This window comes from Sporosarcina sp. BP05 (assembly GCF_014282005.1).
GTDB lineage: Bacteria > Bacillota > Bacilli > Bacillales_A > Planococcaceae > Sporosarcina.
The window spans coordinates 328612-348484 of the sequence record NZ_JACFTD010000002.1; the positions used below are offsets into that span (position 1 = coordinate 328612).

The 19873-nt window shown below is 42.1% G+C and carries 21 protein-coding genes; 13 read left to right on the top strand and 8 right to left on the bottom strand.

Going from position 1 to position 19873, the window contains the following annotated elements; genetic code table 11:
• Nucleotides 1-37 precede the first annotated feature (37 nt).
• Nucleotides 38-1081, top strand: coding sequence for a glycosyltransferase family 4 protein (locus H2672_RS03400; RefSeq protein ID WP_186668969.1), 1044 nt, complete (start codon nt 38-40; stop codon nt 1079-1081).
• Nucleotides 1082-1215: 134 nt separating this feature from the next.
• On the opposite strand, the gene H2672_RS03405 is transcribed toward H2672_RS03400, so the two are convergent.
• Nucleotides 1216-2271: an LCP family protein gene (locus tag H2672_RS03405; protein ID WP_186668971.1), complete on the bottom strand. Its 1056-nt coding sequence runs from the start codon at nt 2269-2271 to the stop codon at nt 1216-1218.
• A 141-nt stretch (nt 2272-2412) separates the two neighbouring features.
• Nucleotides 2413-3045, bottom strand: a complete 633-nt coding sequence (locus tag H2672_RS03410) for a YigZ family protein (RefSeq protein ID WP_186668973.1) — start codon at nt 3043-3045, stop codon at nt 2413-2415.
• Between the two features lie 157 nt (nt 3046-3202).
• Here H2672_RS03410 and H2672_RS03415 point away from each other — a divergent pair, with 157 nt between their 5' ends.
• The 4 genes from H2672_RS03415 to H2672_RS03430 all read left to right on the top strand — a co-directional run bounded on the left by H2672_RS03415 (nt 3203) and on the right by H2672_RS03430 (nt 6288).
• Nucleotides 3203-4360 carry a sensor histidine kinase gene (locus H2672_RS03415; protein WP_186668975.1) on the top strand — a complete coding sequence of 386 codons (1158 nt, stop codon included), beginning with the start codon at nt 3203-3205 and terminating at the stop codon, nt 4358-4360.
• A gap of 21 nt (nt 4361-4381) precedes the next feature.
• Complete coding sequence (locus tag H2672_RS03420) at nt 4382-5062, top strand: response regulator (RefSeq protein WP_186668977.1); 681 nt, start codon at nt 4382-4384, stop codon at nt 5060-5062.
• A gap of 75 nt (nt 5063-5137) precedes the next feature.
• The gene (locus H2672_RS03425) at nt 5138-5710 is read left to right on the top strand and encodes a nuclear transport factor 2 family protein (protein WP_186668979.1); all 573 of its coding nucleotides are present in this window, start codon (nt 5138-5140) and stop codon (nt 5708-5710) included.
• A gap of 218 nt (nt 5711-5928) precedes the next feature.
• The gene (locus H2672_RS03430; RefSeq protein ID WP_186668981.1) at nt 5929-6288 is read left to right on the top strand and encodes a YhjD family protein; all 360 of its coding nucleotides are present in this window, start codon (nt 5929-5931) and stop codon (nt 6286-6288) included.
• A 1-nt stretch (nt 6289) separates the two neighbouring features.
• Here the strand turns inward: H2672_RS03430 and H2672_RS03435 are convergent, their stop codons facing one another.
• The 3 genes from H2672_RS03435 to H2672_RS03445 form a co-directional block, all read right to left on the bottom strand.
• A complete protein-coding gene (locus H2672_RS03435; protein ID WP_186668983.1) occupies nt 6290-6808 on the bottom strand; it encodes a competence protein ComK in 519 nt (172 codons plus the stop codon).
• A 238-nt stretch (nt 6809-7046) separates the two neighbouring features.
• On the bottom strand, nt 7047-8213 hold the full coding sequence (locus H2672_RS03440) for a M20 metallopeptidase family protein (protein WP_304626067.1): 1167 nt from the start codon (nt 8211-8213) through the stop codon (nt 7047-7049).
• 107 nt (nt 8214-8320) lie between these two features.
• Entirely contained in the window at nt 8321-8830 is a 510-nt protein-coding gene (locus tag H2672_RS03445) for an antibiotic biosynthesis monooxygenase family protein (protein ID WP_186668985.1), read from the bottom strand.
• 214 nt (nt 8831-9044) lie between these two features.
• Between H2672_RS03445 and hemE the strand changes: the two genes are divergently transcribed.
• Genes hemE through hemY form a run of 3 tightly spaced genes read left to right on the top strand, consistent with a single transcriptional unit; the run spans nt 9045 to nt 12500 of the window.
• Nucleotides 9045-10085: a uroporphyrinogen decarboxylase gene (gene hemE / locus H2672_RS03450; protein ID WP_186668987.1), complete on the top strand. Its 1041-nt coding sequence runs from the start codon at nt 9045-9047 to the stop codon at nt 10083-10085.
• A 30-nt stretch (nt 10086-10115) separates the two neighbouring features.
• The gene (gene hemH / locus H2672_RS03455; protein WP_186668989.1) at nt 10116-11048 is read left to right on the top strand and encodes a ferrochelatase; all 933 of its coding nucleotides are present in this window, start codon (nt 10116-10118) and stop codon (nt 11046-11048) included.
• 27 nt (nt 11049-11075) lie between these two features.
• Nucleotides 11076-12500 carry a protoporphyrinogen oxidase gene (gene hemY, locus H2672_RS03460; protein ID WP_186668991.1) on the top strand — a complete coding sequence of 475 codons (1425 nt, stop codon included), beginning with the start codon at nt 11076-11078 and terminating at the stop codon, nt 12498-12500.
• Between the two features lie 355 nt (nt 12501-12855).
• Here the strand turns inward: hemY and yhfH (H2672_RS03465) are convergent, their stop codons facing one another.
• The 3 genes from yhfH (H2672_RS03465) to yhfH (H2672_RS03475) all read right to left on the bottom strand — a co-directional run bounded on the left by yhfH (H2672_RS03465) (nt 12856) and on the right by yhfH (H2672_RS03475) (nt 13389).
• On the bottom strand, nt 12856-12981 hold the full coding sequence (gene yhfH, locus H2672_RS03465; RefSeq protein ID WP_186668993.1) for a protein YhfH: 126 nt from the start codon (nt 12979-12981) through the stop codon (nt 12856-12858).
• A 78-nt stretch (nt 12982-13059) separates the two neighbouring features.
• Nucleotides 13060-13185, bottom strand: a complete 126-nt coding sequence (yhfH, locus tag H2672_RS03470; RefSeq protein ID WP_186668996.1) for a protein YhfH — start codon at nt 13183-13185, stop codon at nt 13060-13062.
• Between the two features lie 78 nt (nt 13186-13263).
• Complete coding sequence (gene yhfH, locus H2672_RS03475) at nt 13264-13389, bottom strand: protein YhfH (protein WP_186668998.1); 126 nt, start codon at nt 13387-13389, stop codon at nt 13264-13266.
• 177 nt (nt 13390-13566) lie between these two features.
• Here yhfH (H2672_RS03475) and lplA point away from each other — a divergent pair, with 177 nt between their 5' ends.
• The 5 genes from lplA to H2672_RS03500 all read left to right on the top strand — a co-directional run bounded on the left by lplA (nt 13567) and on the right by H2672_RS03500 (nt 19562).
• A complete protein-coding gene (gene lplA / locus H2672_RS03480; protein WP_186669000.1) occupies nt 13567-14559 on the top strand; it encodes a lipoate--protein ligase in 993 nt (330 codons plus the stop codon).
• Between the two features lie 610 nt (nt 14560-15169).
• A complete protein-coding gene (locus H2672_RS03485) occupies nt 15170-15874 on the top strand; it encodes a response regulator transcription factor (protein WP_186669002.1) in 705 nt (234 codons plus the stop codon).
• Between the two features lie 176 nt (nt 15875-16050).
• Nucleotides 16051-16923 carry a sensor histidine kinase gene (locus H2672_RS03490; protein WP_370569590.1) on the top strand — a complete coding sequence of 291 codons (873 nt, stop codon included), beginning with the start codon at nt 16051-16053 and terminating at the stop codon, nt 16921-16923.
• Between the two features lie 10 nt (nt 16924-16933).
• On the top strand, nt 16934-17656 hold the full coding sequence (locus H2672_RS03495; protein WP_255485314.1) for an ABC transporter ATP-binding protein: 723 nt from the start codon (nt 16934-16936) through the stop codon (nt 17654-17656).
• The gene (locus tag H2672_RS03500; protein ID WP_186669006.1) at nt 17628-19562 is read left to right on the top strand and encodes an FtsX-like permease family protein; all 1935 of its coding nucleotides are present in this window, start codon (nt 17628-17630) and stop codon (nt 19560-19562) included. The genes H2672_RS03495 and H2672_RS03500 overlap by 29 nt, the downstream gene beginning before the upstream one ends.
• The last annotated feature ends 311 nt before the right edge of the window (nt 19563-19873 follow it).

Genomic DNA, 19873 nt, shown 5'->3' on the forward strand with positions numbered 1-19873 from the left:
TATGATAAATTAGCGATTTACTATAGGGAGGAAGGACATGTTATTCCTTGCAATGGCTGCTGCATTACTAGCTTCCATCTTACTTACTCCACTCGTCATTAAATTGGCATTCCGGATTGGAGCGGTCGATAAACCGAATTACCGGAAAGTGCATGCGTCTGTTATGCCGCGAATTGGCGGTCTTGCGATATTTGGGGCTTTTCTAATCGGCTATGCGGTATTACTACCGAAAGACGAACACGCTATTGGAATACTTTTCGGTGCTGTTATCATCATCGTTATGGGCTTTCTTGATGATATGCTTGAAATTACCGCGAAAGCAAAACTTGCTGGTCAATTGGCTGCGGCTGTCGTCGTTGTCGTATGGGGCGGTTTACACATTGAAGTTATTAATTTACCATTTATAGGGGTATTCGATTTTGGTTACTTAAGTATTCCAATTACAATTATTTGGATCATCGGTATTACAAATGCAATAAATCTTATAGATGGTTTGGATGGACTTGCAGCAGGTGTTTCGACGATTGCACTCATTACAATTGCTGTTATGGCGTTGATAATGGGAAATGTATTCGTTGTTGCAACAGCTTCGATTCTTGCGGCAAGCTCACTGGGCTTTCTGTTTTACAACTTCCATCCGGCAAAAATCTTTATGGGCGACACCGGATCCTTGTTCCTGGGCTTTATGATTTCGGTCCTTGCATTATTAGGATTCAAGAACATTACTGTCGTATCACTAATTATCCCAATTATAATATTGGGAATCCCAATTTCTGATACGTTCTTCGCAATTGTTCGCCGTATACGCACGAAACAGCCTATTATGGCACCGGATAAATCACATTTACACCATTGCTTACTTCGTAGCGGTTTTTCACATAGGCAGACAGTCTTGATCATTTATGGGCTTGCAATTCTGTTTGGAGTTGCAGCTGTACTGTTCTCGCAAGCGACAGTATGGGGAGCAATCTTGCTCATTGTCGTCATGCTTATCGCAATTGAACTAGTAGTGGAAGTAATTGGTCTTGCCGGTACAAACTATCGGCCGTTGTTAAATCTTGTGCGGATGATTGGGAAGTAACACAGCTGTTTGAACACTAGACAACAAGAAAAAATGGCCATGCACCTTTTCATTAAGGTAGCATGGCCATTTTTTATTGAACTATGTGTGGCAAGAAAAAAGAACCAGCTATCGTTAGCCTGGTTCTTTCGGTATCAGTTAGTAACACTATCTTCCAAAGCTTCTTCTGTTGAACCAGTTATGGTCGAACCACTGTCAGTCAGACTGGACGAGTCCGGGATAAGACCGAGATGTGCTTGTAATATGTTCTTTACTTCAGCTAAATAGTTTTTATCGAGTTTCCAGTAATAAGTACCTGTAGACGTATCATCGTAACCTTTCAAACTGAGTGTATCGACTTGTGGCATACCGCCTTTTACATATTCCAAGAACGATTTCATCTCGTCGAACGTCATGTCGGTTTTCATGTTGTCGCCAACTGCGTCAATAACATCACCGTACTTCGTTACTGATTTCACTGAAACGGCTTCTTTCATGATTGCTTGCAAAATCATTTGCTGACGTTTTCCGCGTTCGACGTCGGTATCGAGTTTACGCGTCCGTGCAAGCGCGAGGGCATGTTTGCCATCAAGATGTTGCAGACCTTTTTCAAGATGAATCGTATATTTATCATTTTCGTCTTTTTCTGTTCGGTTGTATGGAACCTCAACGTCTATTCCATCAATTGCATCAACAACATCAATGAATGCATTGAAATTCATCTTCACATAGTAGTCGACTGGCATCTCGAACAATTCTTCAACTGTTTCGATTGTTGCACGGGTTCCGCCGAATGCATGAGCGTGGGTGATTTTATCACTGTACCCGACTTCTGGAATATAAGCGTATGAATCACGCGGAATACTAACTAGTTTCACAGATTTATTCGCCGGATTCAATGTAGCAAATAGAAGTGCATCAGACCGGCTGTTGCTATCCCCTTGGTTGCGCGCTTCACTATCGTCGACACCGATGAATAGGATTGAAACATTGTCGTTTGCTGGCTCGACTTTTACTTCGCGTATTTCAGATACTGGCCGATCAGGGACGGCTTCATATGCGCTAACCGCCATACTTTCTGCTCTTTTCTGTAGTGAAGCAGCGTATGCCGCTACAACAAGAAATAGGGACAGCGTAAGAACAAGCGCAACTTTTATGGCTAAGCGTTTTCCGGACGATTTGTTCCTTTTTTTATAGTCTTTTCTTTTCATTTTTTAGTTCCTCCAGAATCGACTATGTAAGTTTTTTCATAGTTGATCATATAATTTACAAACTTCGCCAAAGAGTAGAATGAATCACAAGGATTCATGACACAAATTCCCACTATATTTTCTATTATACTATTTATTTAGTTAGTTGTCGAACTCGAGAAATTCGCTAGAAGTCGACACAATTCCCGCCTGTCCATTCGTCAGTTCAGCCATCCAAGCAGTGAAAACATTCGCTTCTGCCACTGGAACGTATACGAATAAGTTGACGCCGTCTGCATAGGAAATTTCCTTTAGTGGATAAGCGGACTGCCTTATCTCGTTTTCGACTTTTCCCAGCCATGTATAATCAATTGTTATTTTCATCAAATGATGTAGTTTTCTTTCGACAGTGCCTGTGGCTGTAATGCCCTCAGACGTCGCGCGGCCATATGCACGGATTAATCCACCGCTCCCGAGTTTGATACCCCCAAAATAGCGCGTCACAACGACGACTGTATCTTTCAACCCTTGCTTTTTCAAGACCTCGAGCATTGGCACGCCAGCTGTACCCGTTGGTTCACCATCATCATTCGCTTTTTGGATAGTATCGTGCTCACCAATCATATAGGCAGAACAGTTGTGGTTGGCATTATGATGCTTTTTCTTGATTTCTTGAATGAACTCAAGAGCCTCAACTTCTGTTTCTGCACGCAACACGTAGGTGATAAACCGTGACTTTTGGATGATCAATTCACTTTCTCCGTACTCTTTAACTGTATAATAATTTGCTCGCATTTGCGGCACCCCCATCACTTGTAATACAATCTTAATATTCATTTGGTACTATGATGCTATACTGTAATGAAGTGTTACGAGAAATCAGTGTTCCTGTAACACTCCTTACTTAAGTATATATGTAATTTTTCAGGCTGTAGGCGGGAGGGAACTTAAATTGAAGGAAAATATAGTTGATATCCAAACGCTTGAAACAATCTTCAATAGTATGGTCCGTGCTATGGATCACTCAAAGAACGATATCTTTATTATAAGTGAACAAAGCCGTCAAAGCTTCGATGATATGAAAAAAGAGCTTGCAACGGTCAAAATTGATATTTCCCGGGCAATAACCGAAGGTGACTATTTGGAAAATATGACTGGCCATTCACGCAAACGCCTCGCAGACGTCTCGAAGAACTTCATGAATTACTCAGAGGAACAAGTGAGACAGGCCTACGAAGTTGCGAATGATTTACATGTCCGGTTATCCGTTAACCAGATGGAGGAGAAACAGTTGCGTGTTCGTCGGGACGATTTAGACAGACGCCTCGCAGCGCTACTTGATACAATTGAAAGGGCGGATCAGCTTGTTAATCAAGTGGCGACCGTTATTAATTATTTGACATCTGATTTGAAAAATGTTGGGGAAGCACTTGAAAATGCAAGACACAAGCAGGATTTCAGCATCAGAATTATTCAGGCACAGGAAGAGGAGCGCAAAAGACTTTCCCGTGACATTCATGATGGGCCTGCGCAAATGTTGGCGAATGTGATGATCCGTACTGGATTGATTGAAAAGATTTTTGTAGAAAAAGGTCCTACACCTGCATTGGATGAACTAGCAGATCTAAAAGTGATGGTGAGGAATGCGCTTTATGAAGTCCGGCGTATCATTTATGATCTTCGTCCTATGGCGCTTGACGATCTCGGCCTGATTCCGACATTGAGAAAGTATTTGTCGACAATTGAAGAATATGAAAAAGGTGTTGAAATTCACTTTCAAAATAGTGGACAAGAGCAACGTTTTCAAACCAACTTTGAGGTATCGGTCTTCAGACTTGTACAAGAATCTGTATCAAATGCACTGAAACATGGAAAATCGAAGGACATTTGGGTGAAAACTGAATGGCTTCGCGATATAATGAATATTATCATTAAAGATAATGGACAAGGATTCCACCAAAGTGAAGTGAAAGATAAGTCGTTTGGTTTGATTGGGATGCGGGAACGAATTGATTTATTAAAAGGCGATATGACAATTGCTTCAACGCCTGGCAACGGTACGATGATCCATTTCCGGATTCCGCTTCGGAATGAAATAATTGACGGCTAGATAGATGGGGAGGAAATGACTATGAGTGTTACGAAAATTTTAATTGTAGATGATCACCAATTATTCCGTGAAGGGGTAAAGAGAATCCTTGATTTTGAAGATTCTTTTGAAGTTGTTGCAGAAGGTGATGACGGTAGTGAAGTAAATGAACTGTATAGACAGTGCGAACCCGATGTTGTTCTTATGGATATTAATATGCCGCGTATGAATGGTGTCGATGCGACTGAGAATCTTGTCAAAGAGTTTCCTGATGCGAAGGTAATTATGTTGTCGATTCATGATGACGAGTCGTATGTATCGCATGCACTGAAAACGGGTGCACTTGGCTATATGCTGAAAGAGATGGATGCAGATGCAATCGTTCAAGCGATTAAGGTCGTTGAGATGGGCGGTTCTTATCTTCATCCGAAAGTGACACATAACCTTGTTACTGAATTCCGCAGATTGAGTGAACGGGAACATAAGGGATCATTCCAGCAAAATGATATCCGTCGACCATTCCACTTGTTGACAAAACGTGAGTGTGAAGTACTACAACTGTTGACGGATGGGCAAAGCAACCGGACAATTGGAGAAACGCTATTCATTTCCGAAAAGACGGTTAAAAACCACGTCTCAAGTATTTTGCAAAAAATGGCTGTAAATGACCGGACACAAGCAGTTGTAACTGCTATAAAAAATGGTTGGGTCGAAGTAAAGTAAATTTGACTTTGTTGAAAAAAAGTAAAAAGGCCATCCAGTTGGAGCGGCCTTTTTACCTATTCAGGAGGAAAAAAGATGAAAAAGTTGTTTGTTCCTATAAGTATGTCGATTCTTCTGCTCCTTGGCGCATGTAGTAGCGATGCAGAGAAATTGAATGGTAGCGGCTCGGTCGATGATGGCGAGGCTGCGAATAAAAACGGCGCAATTGATCATGGCGTGGATGACAAAAAAGTAGGCTTTAGCTTGGAGGGAGGAGCAATAGAAGAAGCGTCTGGTGTTCCAGTTGAAGAGAAAGAGCGAATTTTAGCTGCTTTTAAGAATTATATAGAGACATTCAATAAAAAAGATATTGATAGCTATATCGACATGCTATCGGACAGTACTGAAAGCTTTGATAAGGCAGAGGAGCGTTCCTATATGGAGGAAGTGTTCAGCACTTATGATGTCAATCTTCAAGCTTCCGATGTGACAATCGTAAAATACAGTGAGGACGAAACCCATGTATTTGCGAATGTAAAAACAGCGATGAAACTACTGTCAAACGGACTCGAAACAAACCCGAAAGGCAGACAGGTGACCGTTTTCGCGAAAGAAGATGGCGAGTGGAGATTGGCATCCGTGCATCAAATTGAAGATAAGGCAAAATAATAAATAGATGTAAGACTCTTGGCTTCTCAGCTAAGGGTCTTTTTATTTTTGTGTTTTTTCCGAATTGGTACTAGCATTTCATGAATTTGTCGAGGCTGTCGTACAGATTACCTAATATACATCAAACTTCCAAAAATTATAAGGTTGTTTTTTCGATGGTATGGGCATACAATAAGTATAGGAACTAATGTTCTGTTTAGAAGGAAGGGACGGTTAAAATGCTTTTAATACCCGCAGAGGCATTGCCGCATTTTGAAAATATGATTTATTTGCCGATGCTCCTTATAATATTGGAAAAAGATCGGGATTCATTTGAAAAAGGTCCATTCAAACTGAAAGGACCTTATGTCAAACTTGTTGATGAAGCAACAAGGGCCGCACGTGCCGAGCTTAGGGAAACCACCATCTACTTACGTCGTCATAATATGAAAGTTATACGTAACAAGACAGACGCTACCTTCACCGAGTATGTTTTCGTACACGGGGATTATAAGGACCACAGACGTTATTTGAACGTGCGCCTACGAAATCGGACGGAGGAACTGTTAAATATTTACTTCGCCGTGATCGAAAGTTAAGTCAATCCTCATCGGGAAAGTCGAAATTGGATGGCCTGTTCAACTGTCTTTGTTTTTTCAAAAAGTTTTTTTCGAGAAGAGTAGCGACTGCGAATTGTCGAAACATTGTTGTAGCCGAAATATCGAACTTGAAGGAAAGGCCATTTTCTAAGTAGAGAATGCAGCCTAGATTATCTGGCTCTATATTATCAATTGCACTGTATGAAACCCAGGAATTCTGTTCGGAATTTGGTGACATTGTGGGTAGAAAGATATAAGGTACTCCGAAATCATGAGCTATAATTATAGGCGTTTTATGGCGTTTCCCAATTGCTAGTTTTGCTGTATTCGTCGAATTTTGTAAAGAGCCGCCATAATAACTGCAAGACTTTTTAACGATATGAATGGGTTTTCGTGGGACGTTCAATTCACCGTTTCGCTCGATAACGCGCGTTGATATTTTATTTCCTTTGACAACAGGTAGTAACAAAAATGTATCGAAAGAAACAATATAACTTCCTATCCGTCCCTTTTTATCCAATTAACTGCACCCCTTTATAGTTATTATTGTTGCATAAGTCCTAGTATAAATTAGAAAATTGAAAAAGCAATCATTTAATTAAACTATTTGTACTATTTTGTCTAATGATGCAATTTTCACACTTAATATGCTAGTTGGCTGTATGAAATTAGTCGTTTTTCCAAGTGGGCAGGGTTACGTATAAACGGTACACAAAAAGGCCTTCTACTCTGAGAATTTAAGAGAGAAGGCCTTCATTTTATGAGTTTTGGAAATCGATAGCTGCAGCGCCGAGTGTTTTCGCGGCGAGAAGCATTGCATTTTCATCGATGTCGAATTTTGGGTGATGGTGTGGATAGGGATTTTCAGGTTTTGCCCCCGTGAAGAAAAATGTACCCGGTACTTTTTCCAAGTAGTAGGCAAAATCTTCGCCACCCATTTGTGGTGTAGATTCTACAACTGCGTCGACGCCTAGAATACCTTCCGCAACAGTCTTAAGAAATTCTGTTTCAGCTTCATGATTGACAACGGCTGGATAGCCGCGTACGTATTCAAAATCGATTGTACAGTCATTTGCAAGTGCAGTTCCGTCGATAACGCGTTTCATTTCGCGTTCCATCAAATGGCGAATGTCAGGGTTGAATGTCCGAACCGTACCACCTAGTTTTGCTGAATCGGCGATGACATTGAATGCGTTTTGTGCAACGAATGAACCGATAGATAACACAGCAGAGTCGATTGGATTGACGCGACGGGAAACAAGTTGCTGTAAATTCATGACGAGCTGTGCGCCAATAACGATGGCGTCTTTCGTTTGATGCGGTGCCGCACCGTGACCGCCGGCTCCTTGAATCGTGATGTCAAAACGGTCTGCCGCTGCCATAACAGGGCCGGCCAAATATTCGATTGTACCTAAAGATGTCAAAGACCATAGATGCGTTCCAAAAATGACATCGACCCCGTCAAGGCAACCGTCTTCAATCATGGAAATTGCACCGCCTGGAGCAAATTCTTCTGCATGTTGGTGGATGAAGACATATTCGCCGGCAAGGTCTTCATGCAATTCATGAATGGCTTTTGCGAGCTGAAGTAGCGTAGCGGTGTGTCCATCGTGACCACAAGCGTGCATGACGCCAGGGACAGTCGATTTATACGCTACATCCTTTTCATCTTGAATCGGCAGCGCATCGAAATCGGCACGCAGTGCAACCGTCTTACCAGGCCTTCCACCTTTAACCCGTGCAACGACACCGTTGCCGCCAACTCCTTTACGCACTTCCACTCCAAGATCAGCGTAAAAATCATGTATGTATTGCGCGGTTTTTTCTTCCTTAAAAGATAATTCAGGATTCATGTGAAGATGGCGGCGAATAACAACCATGTCCTCGTAAGCGCTATCGAGCTTTTCATACAATTGTTCTTTCAATGGACTGTTCCTCCTAAAAATTAACTAATTTGAATGTTGCTACTTCTATTATAGCAAACATTCGATAGGGAACAATAAAACGCAACCCATAGTTCGGGTCGCGCGTTTCACTTTTTATCTCTAGTCGTATAAGTCGTTATATAAGGAGCACTCGAGAAAATATGCAGCGTATTGTCGATGCCTGCGTCTGCGCGATTTGAGGAGTGAGCATTATCGAAAGAAGATGAGTTTTTCCATCTTGTATAATAGGTGCTTTCAGACCATTCTGTCAGGACGATATACGTGTCTGAACCGAGTGGACGGAGCAAACGAAATGCTATAAATCCGAGTTCAGATTCAATTGCACCCGCGCGTTCTGAAAAGCGATGCTCGAAAACAGGACGTCCTTCATCTGTGACAGGAATATTGTTGAAAACGAAATAACCGTTATCTTGAAGTGTCCCTGAGGAGCTAATGACTTCGTAACGGCGTGGTGTTTGGAATACAGTTTTGCCTGTTGTTTCATGTAATAAGAGAGAATTACCCTGACCATGCATAGCAATCAAACCTTCTGTCGCATATTTATCTTTTAAATTTTCCATAAATTCGGGTGTGCCTGATGTCATATAAATATTCATTTTCAAAAAACCTCCTATTAGTTCTTATCTATCTAGTTTCCCCTATTTGAGAACTTAAAACAAACTTTGACAAAATGATGGCGGAAATAGTAAGGAGTTAGCACAATTGTATGAATAACGGGGCTAAAAGCTATACTTTACAAGGGGAAACGTCTATATTGAGTACGGATATGTAACACGGAAATAGTTAATTAAGAAAGTGGGAATAGACTAAATGACAAAATTCAACGATACACTTCTACGCGCTGCAAGAGGCGAGAAAATTGATCATACACCGGCTTGGTACATGAGGCAGGCAGGACGTTCACAACCGGAATACCTGAAAATCAAGGAGAAATACTCGCTTGAAGAAATTACGCACCAGCCTGAACTTTGTGCATATGTTACAAAACTTCCCGTCGATCAATACAACGTAGATGCGGCAATTCTTTACAAAGACATCGTTACACCATTACCGGGAATTGGTATTGATGTGAAAATAAAAGCAGGCATTGGTCCAGTTATCTCCAATCCAATCCGTACAGTTCAAGATGTCTATAATCTTGGCGATTTATCACCACAAGATGATATCCCTTTCGTTCTTGAAACGATTAAAATTCTGACGAAGGAACAATTAAATGTTCCACTTATCGGTTTTGCGGGAGCGCCTTTCACATTGGCGAGCTATATGATTGAAGGCGGTCCTTCGAAAAGCTACAACTTGACTAAATCATTCATGGTATCTGAGCCGGAAGCATGGTTCGCACTAATGGACAAACTTGCAGATATGACGATTACGTATATTACTGCACAAGTTAATGCGGGTGCGAAAGCAATTCAAATCTTTGATTCGTGGGTAGGGGCATTAAATGTATCTGATTACCGAATTTTCATCAAACCAGTTATGACACGTATTTTCAAAGAACTGCGTAAATTGAACGTTCCACTAATCACATTCGGTGTCGGCGCAAGCCACTTGGCAAACGAATGGCATGACTTGCCTGTAGACGTTGTTGGTCTTGACTGGCGCTTGTCTATCAAGGAAGCAGGAGAACGCGGTCTAACGAAGCCGTTGCAAGGGAATCTTGACCCGGCATTGCTACTTGCAGATTGGAGCATTATCAAAGAGCGTGCGAAAGTAATCATCGAGCAAGGTGTAGAGCATGGCAATCACATCTTTAACCTTGGACATGGCGTGTTCCCTGATGTGAAACCAGCAACATTGAAAAAACTAACTGAATTTATACATGAGTATAGTGCACAGCTGCGTAAATAACGTGCTGATCCAAACAAAGAGGTGAATGTTATGACAAAGAAACAAATGGGACTTTTAGTGATGGCCTACGGGACTCCGAATAAGGAAGAGGATATTGAATCGTATTACACGCATATCCGCCGCGGTCGTCCGCCAGCACCCGAACAATTGGAAGACCTTCGTAATCGCTACGAGGCGATTGGCGGAATTTCTCCACTTGCGAGAATAACTGAAGACCAGGCAAATGCACTGTGCAACCGTCTGAATGAAGTGCAGGACGACATCGAATTCAACGTCTATATCGGATTAAAACATATTACGCCATTCATCGAAGAGGCAGTAGAAAAAATGCATCAAGATGGTATTACAGAAGCAGTCTCAATTGTACTTGCACCGCATTTCTCAACGTTTTCTGTTAAGTCGTATAACGGACGGGCAAAAGAAGAAGCGGAGAAGCATGGTATCTCAGTTACTTCTGTGGAAAGCTGGTACAAACAGCCGAAGTTTATTGAATACTGGACGGATAAAGTACGCGGTACATTCGCTAGTATGAGCGAAGAAGAGAGAGCGACAGCGTGTCTGATTGTTTCAGCGCATTCATTGCCGGAAAAAATCATCGCGAGTGGCGATCCATATCCAGACCAGTTGAAAGAAACAGCTGAATTGATTGCAACAGCTGCTGGCGTAAAAAACTATGAACTAGGCTGGCAAAGTGCAGGGCAAACACCTGAACCATGGCTTGGTCCCGATGTTCAGGATTTGACACGCGACTTGCATAACGACAAAGGCTATAAGACATTTGTCTATACACCAGTCGGATTCGTTTCCGATCATCTTGAAGTGTTATTTGACAATGATTATGAGTGCAAAGTTGTGTGTGATGAAATCGGCGCATCCTACTACCGTCCGGCAATGCCGAACATCGATCCGCTATTCGTAGATGCGATGGTGGACGCTGTATTTGAAAAAGTGAAAGAAGCTTAATATGGTTGAAAGAAAGTGATGATGGACATGAACGGACAAAACAAGAAAGTCGTTATTGTCGGCGGAGGGATAACGGGCCTCTCCGCGGCATTTTATATGCAGAAGGAAGCGCGTGAAAAAGGTTTACCTCTAGACGTCATCCTTGTCGAGGCATCAAATCGACTTGGGGGCAAAATCCAGACAGTCCGGCGTAACGGTTTTATTATTGAGCGTGGTCCGGATTCATTTCTCATACGGAAAAAAAGCATGGGAATTCTTGCGGAAGACCTTGGAATCGAAGGAGAACTTGAAAAAAACGCGACAGGGCAGGCATATGTACTTGTCGGCGGCGAGTTGCATCCGATTCCAGGCGGTTCTGTCATGGGTATCCCAACGGAAATTGGTCCATTCCTGAAAACGGGACTGTTTTCGTTGGCTGGAAAATTGCGTGCGGCAGGCGATTTTGTCCTCCCGCGCTCAAACATCAAGGGGGATCAGTCACTCGGTGGGTTTTTCCGCAGACGTTTTGGCGGGGAAGTTGTTGAGAACCTGATTGAACCGCTGTTATCAGGCGTTTACGCAGGTGATATTGACCATATGAGTTTGGAGTCGACATTCCCACAATTCTACGCAGTGGAAAAGAAACACCGAAGCCTGATTCTTGGGATGAAAAAAACGACACCGAAACTAGTACCACAGAAAGACGGACACGGCGCTAAGAAAGAAGGCGTTTTCCACACGTTCCGTAACGGGCTTGAAACAGTTGTTGAAGCAATTGAGCAACAACTTGAACCAGGTTCCGTTATGAAAGGTGTCCGGATTGATGCAATCGAGGCGCCAGGAATGGCCGGTGAAAAGACGATACTTGAAATGAATGACGGCCGTAAAATCGAAGCCGATGCAGTTATACTCACAACTGGGCATGAGATGGCGGGTCGCTTGTTCGCCCCACACGGATTATTGCAAGACTTAAGAGAAATACCGACAACTTCTGTTGCAACAGTGGCACTTGCTTTTCCGGAAGAATATGTTGTACAGGTCAAAGAAGGAACAGGTTTTCTTGTCTCGAGAAGCAGCGATTACTCGATAACTGCGTGCACGTGGACGCACCGAAAATGGCCAACGACAACGCCGGATGGAAAAGTGCTCATCCGTGCTTTCGTAGGTCGCGTAGGCGATGAAGCAATTGTTGACTTACCCGATGCCGAAATTGAGAAAATTGTTCTTGCAGACCTCAGCAAAGTCATGGATATAACAGGGCAACCAGATTTCACGGTTATTACCCGTTTTAAAAAAGACCGGCCGCAATACCGGGTTGGTCACAAACAGCGGATTGCAGCAGCCCGCGCGGAACTCGAGTCGAAGTTCCCACAAGTAAAACTCGCCGGTGCATCTTATAATGGTGTCGGATTACCCGATTGTATTGATCAGGGGAGAGCGGCAGTGAAAGAAGTATTGGAAGATTTATTTTAACTTGAATCAGCAGAAGTTCCTGCTGATTCAAGTTATGCCTCCGGCGGATGTCACAAATTTTGAAAGGAGTTAATTACGCAAGCGTAATTCAAAATTTGGACGCAATTACGCCGAGGCGAAATTGATTGAAATGATAAAAACAGCCGCAGGAGTTTATCTCCGCGGCTGTTTTTGTTGTTTTGGAAATTATAAAATCTCGTACTGTGGATAACCTCCAAAAGAAGCTATTTCACGTCTAGACTCCAGCGCCTAGAGGCTCGGGTCATAAGTCGGTCCGGCTGTGCGGCAAAGACCGCCGCTTCGCCAGCCCGTCTTATGCCTGTCGCCTCTGATCAGGCGCTTGCGCTTTTGTTCTTCATAGGATATTGCAATCGTCGCATTTATTGCCGTAGCATTCATGCTGCTCTTCGATTTCTTTCCCGCATACCGTACAAATTTTAGCAGGTAAATTTTTGAAAAACTCAAGGACATTTTCAAGCATATCTTATTCTCCCCTTCCCTGTTTGTGTTAGTACTAAGTCAATTATTATCGTTGTGATAGTACAGTATATGCAAATAGTTATACGATATTGCAGGCATCGCATTTATTGCCGTAACACTCATGTTGTTCTTCGATTTCATTGCCACACGACGCACAAACTTTAGCGGGCAGGTTTTTAAAAAATTCAATGACATTTTCAATCATAGCTAATTTCCCCTTTTCGATTGTATTAGTTTTGGATGAATTTATATATGTGTAATAGTACAGAGTTTGTAAAAAAAATCACAAGATGTTGCAGTTGTCGCATTTGTTACCATAGCATTCATGTTGCTCGTCGATTTCATTCCCGCATGATGTACAAATTTTAGCAGGTAGATTTTTGAAAAACTCGATGACATTCTTAATCATATTTTCATTCTCCCCTTCCTAATTTGTACTACAACTAAATCTGTTATCAGTAGTGTATTATAACAGGGTGTTAGATGTCAATACATTTAATGATTTATTCTGAAAGTTGAGAAGTGAGGTCTTCTCTTCTTAAAAATGATAAAATAGGTGGGAAGCTATTAATGAGGAGCGATAATCATGTATTTCATTGATAATAAAGGAATTACAGATCCACATATCAACTTGGCTATAGAGGAATATGTCCTCAAGAATATGGATATCGACAAAGATTCATTTTTGCTGTTCTATATCAACGAACCTTCTATCATCATCGGTAAAAATCAGAACACGATTGAAGAGATTGATACAGAATATGTGGAAGCAAACGGCATTCATGTTGTTCGACGTCTGTCCGGCGGGGGCGCGGTCTACCATGATTTAGGTAACTTGAATTACAGTTTCCTAACAAAAGACGATGGCGAATCGTTCCGCAACTTTAAAAAAGTGACAGAGCCTGTCGTTCAGGCGCTGGCAGAAATGGGCGTCAAAGCAGAGTTACTAGGACGCAATGACATTCTCGTTGAAGGGCGTAAAGTTTCTGGTAACGCACAGTTTTCAACGAATGGCCGTATGTTCAGCCATGGAACGCTGATGTTTGATACTGAAATCGAGCGAGTAGTTTCGGCACTAAAAGTACGTAAAGATAAAATTGAGTCAAAAGGCATTAAATCAATCCGTAGTCGTGTTGCGAATATTTCCGAATTCCTGAATGACCCAATGACAATTGAACAGTTCCGAATGGAAATTCTGAAGTCGATTTTTGGTGGGGAAGAAAAAATTCAGTATCTAGAGTTGACGGATGAAGATTGGACAAACATTCATGAGCTATCTGCGGAGCGGTATGGCAACTGGAATTGGAACTACGGTAAATCACCGAAGTTCAATATGCAGCACACGCACAGATTCCCAGTTGGCGGCATTGATGTTCATATCCAAGTGAAAAAAGGAATTATGGAAGACATCCACATTTTCGGAGACTTTTTCGGTGTCGGGGAAGTGGCAGTTATCGAGGAAAGCTTGAAAGGCGTCCAGTATGAAAGACAGGCAATTAGCGACGCACTTGCATCGATTGATATTCCAACGTACCTGGGCGGCATTACGAAAGAAGAGTTCCTTCAATTGATTTATTGATGGGATTAGAAGCCACATGTGTTGAATAACCAAACCAAAGTAACCAGTAAAATACTACTAACTCCTTCTTAATAGCATTTCCTTTTCGGATTTAAGGCAGTGTCACTTTCTATATAGCGTCACACTGTTACTTATATAATCTTTGCAGAAATTGGCAAGGAAGACTTTATTAAAAGTGATAGAGTGCCCGAAATTTCATCTTCGGGCACTTGCAACCCCTATGGAAAGGTAGTAATTCTATCATTTCTTAAAGTAGTAGCATTTTTCACTTGAACATTGTAGGGACGCGACGGACAGATAGTCACAACAGGATTACCGAAAAGAATGCGGCTGGAAGTGACGGAGTCACTTTCAGCCGCATTTAATACCCGGTAAAGTTGACGTGACCATTATGTCCAAAGCGAACCGAAAAGATACAAGTGAAATAGGTTATCTCTTGCTTTCATTCCATTTAACTCATGTAATAAAATGGTTAATCTACAGACGTGATTAGAAGTCTGACTATATGTCGGGCTTTTTTTGTTGAAACAAACAATACTTCCAAAAACCTTCCAACCGCCGCACCCATTTTTACGCTATACTAAAGGGAAGTGTGAAAGGGGATTGACCTATGGAAAACCATCGTATATTCATAGTTGAAGACGATAAGAAAATCGCACAACTGTTAGCAGACACGCTTCGGAAATACCAATATGACGTTGCAATCGTTGAAGATTTCGACCGAGTTACCGAGGAAAGCCTCGCATTTAATCCGCATCTTATTTTGCTTGATATCAATTTACCTTCTTATGACGGCTATTATTGGTGCCGTCAGCTTCGCCAACATACAACGTGTCATATACTATTTATTTCTGCGCGTTCTGGTGACATGGACCAAGTATTTGCGCTAGAAAATGGTGGAGATGATTTCATCACGAAACCATTCCATTATGAAATCGTCCTTGCTAAGATAAGGAGCCATTTACGTAGAACGTTTGGCGAATACGCTCCGAACCAATCAGAGCGGACCGTGAAAATCGGTGCACTTCATTTATATATCGAACGGATGGAACTGCATATCCGTGAAAAAAGTGTACCCCTCCAGAAAAAAGAATGTGTCATCCTTGAGTTGTTGATAGACGCGGCGCCGAAAATTGTGTCGCGGGAAAAACTGCTTGAAGAACTATGGGATGATCAGTCATTTGTCGATGAAAATACATTAAACGTTAATATGACGAGGGTGCGTAAGAAGCTTGCTGATTATGACATTAAATCTTCGATCGAAACCGTGCGTGGCGCGGGTTATCGGTTTTTATTGGCGCCGGGAGAATCATGAAAAAGCTTAGCCTTTTTCTAAGAGAACATCTATCTTTCCTCGTTTTTCAACTAATTCTTATATTGTTCATTATGCTGCTGTATTGGTTGGATGGTTTCCGCAATTTTAACACAGCTGTCTATTCAATCAGTATGAGCATGTTGTTGACCAGCGGCTATTTACTGGGGAAATTTATTATGAGGCGTTCATTTTACGACGCTATCACGCGTAAGCCAAGAAAGATGGAAGATGCACTTATCCGATTTGCACAAGCACCAGAGCATCGGCAAACGACTGAGTTTACACGTGAATTATACCGGTTGTATCAAAATGAAGTGCAGCGATTGTATGCAGCTCAACATCGCCAACTCCACTTCATGAATCAGTGGGTCCATCAGATGAAAACTCCAATTTCCGTTATGAGACTTTTACTGCAGGAAAAAGATGACCTCGACCGTGAAAGTATCACTGAAGAGGTAGAGAAAATACGGCGTGGGCTTGATTCGGTTCTTGTCAATGCACGGCTCGAAACGTTTGAACAAGATATGCAAATCGAGCGCATTGGTTTGAAAAAACTCGTACAAGAAATCGTGACGGAACATAAGCGGCTGTTCATTACCAATGGCGTATTTCCGGTTATTTCAATCGATGACAACTTTCTTGTTGCCACAGATGTGAAGTGGATGAAAATCGTCATCGGGCAGTTTATTACTAATTCGGTGAAATATACATTCGATGAAGGGAAGAAAGTCCATTTAACTGCGACTTGTACAGGGCATGGACTCAAATTGACAATTCGCGATGAAGGAATCGGCATTGCATCTTCGGATCTGAAGCGAGTTACCAAAGCTTTCTTCACTGGTGAAAATGGCCGACTGACTGGGGAATCAACAGGAATGGGACTTTATATAGCGTCAGAAGTGTGCACTCGGTTAGGTCATCCACTATCAATTGAGTCTGAAAAAGGAATGGGGACAACGGTGAGCGTACTTTTTGAAAATGGAGAGGCTGGTGAGACGGGTGAAACGGAACACAATCGTGGAACTGACGGAAGTGACAAAGATTTATGAAGGAAAAGTGATGCACCGGGCTTTGAATCGTCTCGACTTTGAAGTGGAGGAAGGTGAGTTTGTCGCGGTAATGGGGCCTTCCGGAAGCGGAAAAACTACTTTGCTGAACTTGATTTCAACGATTACATTACCGACATATGGACGCCTGATGATAAATGGAATTGAGCCAGAAGCGCTCAAGCAAAACGATCTGGCACTATTTCGACGACGCAATCTCGGCTTCGTTTTTCAAGATATTAACTTGCTTCAAATGCTGACGGTAGAGGAGAATCTTGTTTTGCCACTGACCCTTGATGGCTTATCTGTACCTGAAATGGAAATACGCATTGCGGAAACCGCAGCACGTCTTGATTTGACTGGCATACTGAACCGCAGACCCGATGAACTTTCAGGGGGACAAGCACAGCGAACGGCGATTGGGCGGGCACTTATTCATAAACCCAAAATTATTCTCGCTGATGAACCAACTGGGAATCTCGATTCGAAGTCTGCGAAAGATGTGCTGGAATTGCTAAGTCATATTAATAAAAACGAAAAAACAACTGTCGTTATGGTGACGCATGATCCGATTGCCGCCAGTTATTGTGACCGCGTGCTATTCATCAAGGACGGCGAATTTTTCAATGAAATCTATAAAGATGAAAGACGTCAAACATTTTTCCAACGTATTTTGAACGTCTTGTCTCTTCTCGGGGGGAATGTTAATGACCTTTCGTCAGTTCGCTTACCGTAATGTCATTCGAAATAGGCGTGTTTACACTGCATTTTTCATGGCTAGTGTTTTCTCAGTTATGGTATTTTTCCTTTACTCCATGTTGTTGTTTCATCCATCCATAGAAAATCGGTTTGTTCAAGAAATTGCCTTCATGGGTATGGTTATCGCAGAAATTATTTTATATATTTTCACTGTGTTTTTCCTGTTTTATTCGATGCGGGCATTTCTTCAGGCAAGATCGAAGGAATTTGGCATCTTGCTGCATTTAGGGATGGCAAAGCGACAATTGAAACGCCTTATTTTCATTGAGACAATGATCATCGGGGTTGCATCTATTGTGGCGGGGACTATTCTCGGATTTATGTTTTCGAAATTCTTTTTCATGATTATTCGGGAAATCGTTCTTTTGCCAGCATTGCCACTCTATTTTTCATGGGAGCCCTTTGCATTGACGATTGGGGCTTTTCTAAGCTTATTTATCATTATTTCATATGTCGCGCCAGTGTTCATTCGGACCGGAGAAGTGGCTGATCTTATACTAGGAGATGCGGGAAATCGGGGCGCATACGGCTATTCAAAAACACGTGGCTATCTTGGATTACTTTTCCTTGCTTTGTCATATGCAATGGCGGCGTCGACAACGAATTCAGTTGTTATTGGCCTAATCTTTTTCCTGCCACCGCTTGCAACGGTAGGGACTTATTATTTTTTCATGGATTCCTTACCGTTTCTGTTGCATAAGCTTCGCAAACGGAAAAAGTACTATTGGCATCATTTTTGGTTACTATCGATTTCCGAAGGTGTCGTTCGGCTTCGTGAAAATGCGCGTATGTTTTTCATTGTGACAATTGTGTCCACTGTAGCGTTCATGTCGGTTGGCATACTTGCATCGCTTACTTCGTTTGCTTCCCAGTACCATGAAATGCATCCGCTGGGTCTCATTTATAAAAGTAAGTCAGAGAATGCACAGGAAAGGAAGCATATCGCGCAGCTTGTTGATGAATTGAATGCGGAGCAGATTGATTATTCACTTGTCCGGTTCCAGGTGTTGGAACAGACTTCGACGTTTACGGAAAACACCGTTGCGATACTGAAGCTATCCAATGTGAATATGCTTGCTCAGTCATTTGGTTATCAAGCGATTGACATGAAAAAAGGCCAAGCCGTTTTCCTACCACCTTCTGCTTCATCCTATGACCAGCTGAAGAATCGTAGCGTGAAAACGCTACTCCAAGAAAGTAACATCCACGTTACGATAGATGGGGCGTATCCCTATCATTTATTTTCAGCGTATTCGATTGCATCAAACGCTATCGTTTTGAATGATGCAGATTATGAGTTGGTCTTCGAAAAAGGATTCACTCAGAGGGGGAAGTCATTTTCCTACTACGCATTCAATGTGCCCGATTGGCAAAAAACAAAGGAAATCGGCTTATCCATCGATGCTAAGGTTGCGGAATCATTTCTTGCCGGGGGATCTAGTGATTTACCGTATTCATTTGAAAATCCGGGCTTGAATTATTCGGTCATCCGCACGACATTTTCACTGTTATTGTTCATTGGCTTACTACTGGCAGCTGTATTTTTCCTGGCGGCAGGAAGTTTCATTTACTTCAGACTCTATACATCACTTGAAAGTGATCGTAAACAGTTCGACGTCCTGCGGCGCATGGGTATCACGGATCGTGAGTTCAAGAAAATTGTCAACCGCCAATTAATCCCGCAATTTTTCTTCCCATGGGGAGTTGCATTTGTCCATAGTTCGTTCGCATTTCTGTCTTTACAAGTAATTTGGGATGCACTTGCGGAAATTTCGATTGTAAAAGAACTAGTCCTCGTTCTTGCCGGATTTACGCTGATGCAGATCTTCTATTTCTATTTGATACGCTGGCGCTATCTTGCGCATATTAAAGCATCGGTGTGATGTTTCTGATGCTTTACTCTGTTCGTGTACCTCGTGTGTTGATTAACCAAACCAGTAAATGACTGCTTAGGGATACGACTTTGTCGCATCCCTAAGCAGTTTTATTCGTTAATCGTATGGTGGCCACACGTAACCCTCTGTAAAGTTGTCGTGATTATTTTGTCCAAAGCGAGCCGAAAACGAACAAGTAGAAATGGAAACTTTCACACTTTACTTACAAGTACTTCATGTACTTTACTAGTCTATTGATTTTTCAGAACTTTTCTTATATAATGATTATGGTGAACGGTGAATGATCATTCATTTAATCA

What these genes read in the sequence shown, in the direction of transcription:
- hemY (WP_186668991.1), top strand. Translation starts at nt 11,076, where the DNA reads ATGAACGGACAAAACAAGAAAGTCGTTATTGTCGGCGGAGGGATAACG.
- H2672_RS03425 (WP_186668979.1), top strand. Translation starts at nt 5,138, where the DNA reads ATGAAAAAGTTGTTTGTTCCTATAAGTATGTCGATTCTTCTGCTCCTT.
- yhfH (WP_186668998.1), bottom strand. Translation starts at nt 13,389, where the DNA reads ATGATTAAGAATGTCATCGAGTTTTTCAAAAATCTACCTGCTAAAATT.
- hemH (WP_186668989.1), top strand. Translation starts at nt 10,116, where the DNA reads ATGACAAAGAAACAAATGGGACTTTTAGTGATGGCCTACGGGACTCCG.
- H2672_RS03405 (WP_186668971.1), bottom strand. Translation starts at nt 2,271, where the DNA reads ATGAAAAGAAAAGACTATAAAAAAAGGAACAAATCGTCCGGAAAACGC.
- H2672_RS03495 (WP_255485314.1), top strand. Translation starts at nt 16,934, where the DNA reads ATGCACCGGGCTTTGAATCGTCTCGACTTTGAAGTGGAGGAAGGTGAG.
- hemE (WP_186668987.1), top strand. Translation starts at nt 9,045, where the DNA reads ATGACAAAATTCAACGATACACTTCTACGCGCTGCAAGAGGCGAGAAA.
- yhfH (WP_186668993.1), bottom strand. Translation starts at nt 12,981, where the DNA reads ATGCTTGAAAATGTCCTTGAGTTTTTCAAAAATTTACCTGCTAAAATT.
- H2672_RS03410 (WP_186668973.1), bottom strand. Translation starts at nt 3,045, where the DNA reads ATGCGAGCAAATTATTATACAGTTAAAGAGTACGGAGAAAGTGAATTG.
- H2672_RS03430 (WP_186668981.1), top strand. Translation starts at nt 5,929, where the DNA reads ATGCTTTTAATACCCGCAGAGGCATTGCCGCATTTTGAAAATATGATT.
- H2672_RS03490 (WP_370569590.1), top strand. Translation starts at nt 16,051, where the DNA reads ATGAGGCGTTCATTTTACGACGCTATCACGCGTAAGCCAAGAAAGATG.
- yhfH (WP_186668996.1), bottom strand. Translation starts at nt 13,185, where the DNA reads ATGATTGAAAATGTCATTGAATTTTTTAAAAACCTGCCCGCTAAAGTT.
- H2672_RS03400 (WP_186668969.1), top strand. Translation starts at nt 38, where the DNA reads ATGTTATTCCTTGCAATGGCTGCTGCATTACTAGCTTCCATCTTACTT.
- lplA (WP_186669000.1), top strand. Translation starts at nt 13,567, where the DNA reads ATGTATTTCATTGATAATAAAGGAATTACAGATCCACATATCAACTTG.
- H2672_RS03420 (WP_186668977.1), top strand. Translation starts at nt 4,382, where the DNA reads ATGAGTGTTACGAAAATTTTAATTGTAGATGATCACCAATTATTCCGT.
- H2672_RS03500 (WP_186669006.1), top strand. Translation starts at nt 17,628, where the DNA reads ATGACCTTTCGTCAGTTCGCTTACCGTAATGTCATTCGAAATAGGCGT.
- H2672_RS03485 (WP_186669002.1), top strand. Translation starts at nt 15,170, where the DNA reads ATGGAAAACCATCGTATATTCATAGTTGAAGACGATAAGAAAATCGCA.
- H2672_RS03445 (WP_186668985.1), bottom strand. Translation starts at nt 8,830, where the DNA reads ATGAATATTTATATGACATCAGGCACACCCGAATTTATGGAAAATTTA.